The sequence below is a fragment of the Burkholderia sp. ZZQ-2 genome, from assembly GCF_050768715.1.
Lineage (GTDB): Bacteria > Pseudomonadota > Gammaproteobacteria > Burkholderiales > Burkholderiaceae > Burkholderia > Burkholderia cepacia.
Genome location: NZ_LDVA01000378.1, coordinates 1 through 5999, shown reverse-complemented (window position 1 = coordinate 5999; position 5999 = coordinate 1). Strand labels below are relative to the sequence as shown.

Annotated in this window: 3 protein-coding genes; all 3 read left to right on the top strand. The window is 65.9% G+C overall.

All coding sequences use genetic code 11. The annotated features are described in order from the left end of the window. The coding region (locus tag ABY44_RS38420; protein ID WP_431643572.1) for an efflux RND transporter periplasmic adaptor subunit at positions 1-1215 on the top strand (1215 nt) is incomplete at its 5' end. 15 nt (positions 1216-1230) lie between these two features. Next, positions 1231-4422 (top strand): efflux RND transporter permease subunit, encoded by a 3192-nt coding sequence (locus ABY44_RS38415; protein ID WP_431643571.1) that lies wholly within the window; start codon positions 1231-1233, stop codon positions 4420-4422. A 2-nt stretch (positions 4423-4424) separates the two neighbouring features. Continuing rightward, the gene (locus tag ABY44_RS38410; RefSeq protein WP_060173745.1) at positions 4425-5957 is read left to right on the top strand and encodes an efflux transporter outer membrane subunit; all 1533 of its coding nucleotides are present in this window, start codon (positions 4425-4427) and stop codon (positions 5955-5957) included. The last annotated feature ends 42 nt before the right edge of the window (positions 5958-5999 follow it).

The following is a 5999-nucleotide window of genomic DNA, read 5'->3' as shown; positions in this document are numbered from 1 at the left end:
ACGGCCGCCGTTTTCCTGGCCGCGTGCGGGAAAAAAGAATCGGCACCGCCGCCGCAAACGCCGGAAGTCGGCGTCGTCACCGTCCAGCCGCAAGCCGTACCGGTCTTCACCGACCTGCCGGGCCGCACCAGCGCGTTCCTCGTCGCGCAGGTCCGCGCGCGGGTCGACGGCATCGTGCTGCGCCGTGAATTCACCGAAGGCACCGACGTCAAGGCCGGTCAGCGCCTCTACAAGATCGACCCGGCGCCTTACATCGCGGCGCTGAACAGTGCAAAGGCAACGCTCGCGAAGGCGCAGGCGAACCTCGTCACGCAGAACGCGCTGGTTGCACGCTACAAGGTGCTGGTGGCCGCGAACGCGGTCAGCAAGCAGGACTACGACAACGCGGTGGCCACGCAAGGCCAGGCCGCGGCGGACGTCGCGGCCGGCAAGGCGGCGGTCGATACCGCGCAGATCAACCTCGGCTATACCGATGTCGTTTCGCCGATCACCGGCCGCGTCGGCATCTCGCAGGTGACGCCGGGCGCGTACGTGCAGGCGAGCCAGGCGACGCTGATGTCGACGGTGCAGCAGCTCGACCCGGTGTATGTGGACCTCACGCAGTCGAGCCTCGAAGGGCTGAAGCTGCGCCAGGACGTACAGAGCGGCCGCCTGAAGACGTCCGGCCCGGGCGCGGCGAAGGTGTCGCTGATCCTGGAAGACGGCAAGACCTATTCGGAGCCGGGCAAGCTGCAGTTCTCGGACGTGACGGTCGACCAGACCACCGGCTCGGTGACGATCCGCGCGGTCTTCCCGAACCCGGGCAAGGTGCTGCTGCCGGGCATGTTCGTGCGTGCACGGATCGAGGAAGGCGTGAACGAGAACGCGTTCCTGGTGCCGCAGATCGGCGTCACGCATGACCAGAAGGGTCAGGCGATCGCGATGGTGGTGAACGCCAGCAACAAGGTCGAGCCGCGTCCGCTGAAGACGACGGGCATGCAGGGCCCGAACTGGGTGGTCGAAGGTGGTCTGCAAGCGGGTGATCACGTGATCGTGCAGGGCGTCGACAAGGTGCGCCCGGGTGCGACCGTGAAGACCGTCGCGGCGCAGCTCGCACCGGCGCCGGACGCCGCGTCCGGCACACCGGCAAGCGCCGCGAATGCGTCCGGCGCCGCGCCGGCAAGCACCGCCGCCAATGCTGCCGCGAGTTCGACCGCTGCGTCGTCCGCGCAATAAAAAGGAGTCCGTTTCATGGCCAAGTTTTTTATCGATCGCCCGATCTTCGCGTGGGTGATCGCGATCGTGCTGATGCTGGCCGGCGTCGCATCGATCTTCAAGATGCCGATCGCGCAGTATCCGACGATCGCACCGCCGACGATCCAGATCCAGGCGAACTATCCGGGCGCTTCCGCGAAGACGGTGGAAGACACGGTGACGCAGGTGATCGAGCAGCAGATGAGCGGTCTCGACAACTTCCTGTACATGTCGTCGACCAGTGACGACTCGGGCAACGCGACGATCACGCTGACCTTCTCGCCGGGCACGAACCCGGACGTCGCGCAGGTGCAGGTGCAGAACAAGCTGTCGCTCGCGACACCGAACCTGCCGCAGGTCGTGCAGCAACTCGGCATGCAGGTCACGAAGTCGAGCAGCAACTGGCTGATGTGGTTCGCGTTCAACTCCGAGGACGGCAGCATGTCGAAGGAGGACCTGACGAACTATGTGGCGTCGCACGTGCTCGATCCGCTCAGCCGCGTAAACGGCGTCGGCCAGACGCTGCTGCTCGGTTCGCAGTTCTCGATGCGCATCTGGCTCGATCCCGTCAAGCTGACCAACTACAGCCTCACGCCGACCGACGTGTCGGCAGCGATCACGCAGCAGAACGTGCAGATCGCGGGCGGCCAGATCGGCGGCACGCCGGCGAAGCCGGGCACCATGCTGCAGGCGACGATCACCGAATCGACGCTGCTGCGCACGCCCGAGCAGTTCGGCAACATCCTGCTGAAGGTCAACCAGGATGGTTCGCAGGTCCGCCTGAAGGACGTCGGCCGCGCGGCACTCGGTTCGGAAAACTACACGTTCGACACGAAGTACATGGGGCAGCCGACGGCCGGCCTCGGCATTCAGCTCGCGACGGGCGCGAATGCGCTCGCGACCGCGACGGCGCTGCGGGCCAAGGTCCAGGAGCTGTCGAAGTACTTCCCGCACGGCCTCGTCGTCCACTATCCGTACGACACGACGCCGTTCGTGCGCCTGTCGATCGAGGAAGTGGTCAAGACGCTGCTCGAAGGCATCGTGCTCGTGTTCCTCGTGATGTACCTGTTCTTGCAGAACCTGCGGGCGACGATCATCCCGACGATCGCGGTGCCGGTCGTGCTGCTCGGCACGTTCGCGATCATGGGCCTCGCCGGCTTCTCGATCAACACGCTGTCGATGTTCGGCCTCGTGCTCGCGATCGGCCTGCTGGTCGACGATGCGATCGTGGTGGTGGAGAACGTCGAGCGCGTGATGGCGGAGGAGGGCCTGTCACCGAAGGAGGCGACCCGCAAGGCGATGGGCCAGATCACCGGCGCACTCGTCGGAGTGGCGCTCGTGCTGTCAGCGGTGTTCGTGCCGGTGGCGTTCTCGGGCGGTTCGGTCGGCGCAATCTATCGCCAGTTCTCGCTGACGATCGTGTCGGCGATGGTGCTGTCGGTGCTCGTCGCGTTGATCCTGACGCCGGCACTGTGCGCGACGATCCTCAAGCCGATTCCGCAAGGGCATCACGAAGAGAAGAAGGGCTTCTTCGGCTGGTTCAACCGTACCTTCGACCGCAGCCGCGATCGTTATACGGGCGGCGTGAACCACGTGATCCGGCGCTCGGGGCGCTGGCTCGTGATCTACCTGGCGGTGTTCATTGCGGTCGGCGTGATGTTCGTGCGCCTGCCGAAGTCGTTTCTGCCGGATGAAGACCAGGGCTACATGTTCATGATCGTGCAGACGCCGTCCGGTTCCACGCAGGAAACGACCGGCAAGACGCTCGACAACATCAACACGTACCTGACCACGACCGAGAAGGATGTGGTCGACTCGGTGTTCACGGTCAACGGCTTCAGCTTCGCGGGCCGCGGCCAGAACGCGGGCCTCGTGTTCGTGAAGCTGAAACCGTACGAGCATCGCCAGCGCTCCGACCAGAAGGTGCAGGCGCTGATCGGCCGGACCTTCGCGCACTACTCGCAGTACAAGGACGCGATGGTGATCCCGTTCAACCCGCCGTCGATTCCCGAACTCGGTACGGCTGCCGGCTTCGACTTCGAGCTGACGGACAACGCCGGTCTCGGCCACGAGGCGCTGATGGCCGCGCGCGGCCAGTTGCTCGGAATGGCCGCGAAGGATCCCACGCTGGCGCTCGTGCGCCCGAACGGCCTGAACGATACGCCGCAGTACACGGTCGACATCGACCGCGAGAAGGCGAACGCGCTCGGCGTGACGGCTGCGGCGATCGACCAGACGTTCTCGATCGCGTGGGCGTCGCAGTACGTGAACAACTTCCTGGATACCGATGGACGGATCAAGAAGGTGTACGTGCAGGCGGACGCGCCGTTCCGGATGACCCCGGAAGACATGAACATCTGGTACGTGCGCAACAGCGCCGGTGGCATGGTGCCGTTCAGCGCGTTCTCGACCGGCCACTGGAGCTATGGGTCGCCGAAGCTCGAACGCTACAACGGCGTATCGTCGATCGAGATCCAGGGGCAGGCTGCGGAGGGCAAGTCGACCGGCCAGGCGATGGCCGCGATGGAAGCGCTCGCGAGCAAGCTGCCGGAAGGTATCGGCTACTCGTGGACTGGCCTGTCGTTCCAGGAAATCCAGTCCGGCTCGCAGGCGCCGATCCTGTACGCGATCTCGATCCTCGTCGTGTTCCTGTGTCTCGCGGCACTGTATGAAAGCTGGTCGATCCCGTTCTCGGTGATCATGGTGGTGCCGCTCGGCGTGGTCGGCGCGCTGCTCGCGACGATGCTGCGCGGCCTCGAGAACGACGTGTTCTTCCAGGTCGGCCTGCTGACGACCGTGGGCCTGTCCGCGAAGAACGCGATTCTGATCGTCGAGTTCGCACGCGAGTTGCAGGCGAACGAGAACATGGGGCCGGTGCGCGCGGCGATCGAGGCGGCGCGCCTGCGGCTGCGTCCGATCCTGATGACGTCGCTCGCATTCATGCTCGGCGTGCTGCCCCTTGCGATCAGCAACGGCGCGGGTTCGGCGAGCCAGCATGCAATCGGTACGGGCGTGATCGGCGGGATGATCACGGCGACGTTCCTCGCGATTTTCATGATCCCGATGTTCTTCGTGCGGGTTCGCGCGATCTTCAGCGGCGAGACGGAAAACGTCGACGATGCCTGGCGTCTCGTGCAGGGCGACCTGCAGCGCGGTCACGGCGACGCACACGATTCGAAGGGGCAGTAACGATGCAAAAACATGCTTTGACTGCAAGTGCGGTCGCGATGGCTGCCGCGTTGTTCGCTGCGGGCTGCACGATGGCGCCGCATTACAAGCGGCCCGACGCGCCCGTCGCGCAGGCGTACCCGGCCGGCGGCGTCTATGCGACGCAGCCGGGTGCGGCCGGCGCGCGCAGCGCGAACGGCCAGGCGGCGACCGCCATCGGCTGGCGCGAGTTCTTCGTCGATCCGCGCCTGCAGCGGCTGATCGAGATCGCGCTGAAAAACAACCGCGACCTGCGCGTGTCGGTGCTGAACATCGAGGCGGCGCGCGCGCAGTACCAGATCACGCGCGCGGAGCTGTTCCCGACGCTCGACGGCACGGGCACGGGCAGCATCCAGCGCATTCCGCAGGGCTTGTCGACGACCAATGCGCCGCTGATCTCGCGCAACTACAACGTCGGGCTGTCCGCGTCGTGGGAACTCGACCTGTTCGGCCGCGTGCAGAGCCTGAAAGACCAGGCACTCGCGCAATACCTGTCGACGTCGTATGCACGGCAGGCATTCGAGATCTCGCTGGTGTCGCAGGTGGCCGATCAATACCTGACGCTGCTGTCGACCGACGACCTGCTGAAGGTCACGGAGGACACGCTGAAGTCCGCTCAGGCGCAGTGCGACCTGACGAAGCTGCAGTTCGACAACGGCACGGGCTCCGAGCTCGAGCTGCGTCAGGCGCAGACGGTGGTCGAGCAGGCGCTGTCGAACCAGCAGCAGCAGGCGCGTGCGCGTGCGCAGGCACTGAACATGCTGGTGCAACTGATCGGTGAGCCGCTGCCGGACGACCTGCCGGCAGGCATGCCGCTCGACGCGCAGAACCTGCTGACGGACGTGCCGGCCGGGTTGCCGTCGGATCTGCTGACACGTCGTCCGGACGTGATGCAGGCCGAGCAGACGCTGCTGGCCGCGAATGCGAACATCGGTGCGGCACGCGCGGCGTTCTTCCCGCGCATCTCGCTGACGGGCGCATTCGGCACCGGCAGCTCGACGCTGGGCGGCCTGTTCAAGGCCGGCACGGCGGCGTGGTCGTTCGCGCCGCAGATCACGATGCCGATCTTCGAAGGCGGGCAGAACATCGCGAACCTGAACCTCGCGAACGTGCAGAAACGCATCGAGATCGCGAACTACGAGAAGGCGATCCAGTCGGCATTCCGCGAAGTGGCGGATGGTCTTGCCGCACGCGGCACGTACGACCAGCAGATCGCGGCGCTCGAGCGCAACGAGCACGCACAGCAGCGACGTTTCGACCTGTCGGACCTGCGTTACAAGAATGGTGTCGACAGCTACCTGTCGGTGCTGACCGCGCAGACGGATCTGTACTCGGCACAGCAGACGCTGATCAACGCACGCCTGGCGCGCTGGACGAACCTCGTCACGCTATACCGCGCATTGGGCGGCGGCTGGATCCAGCGGGCCGGCGAGACGCCGCGCGCGCCGGATGCGCCGGTCGACTACGACAAGGCGGCCGCTCCGGCGCCTGCGTCGTCGGCGGCGACGAACGGGTAAGTGAAAGGCGGGGCAGGAGCGGGCAACCGCTTCTGCCTGCCG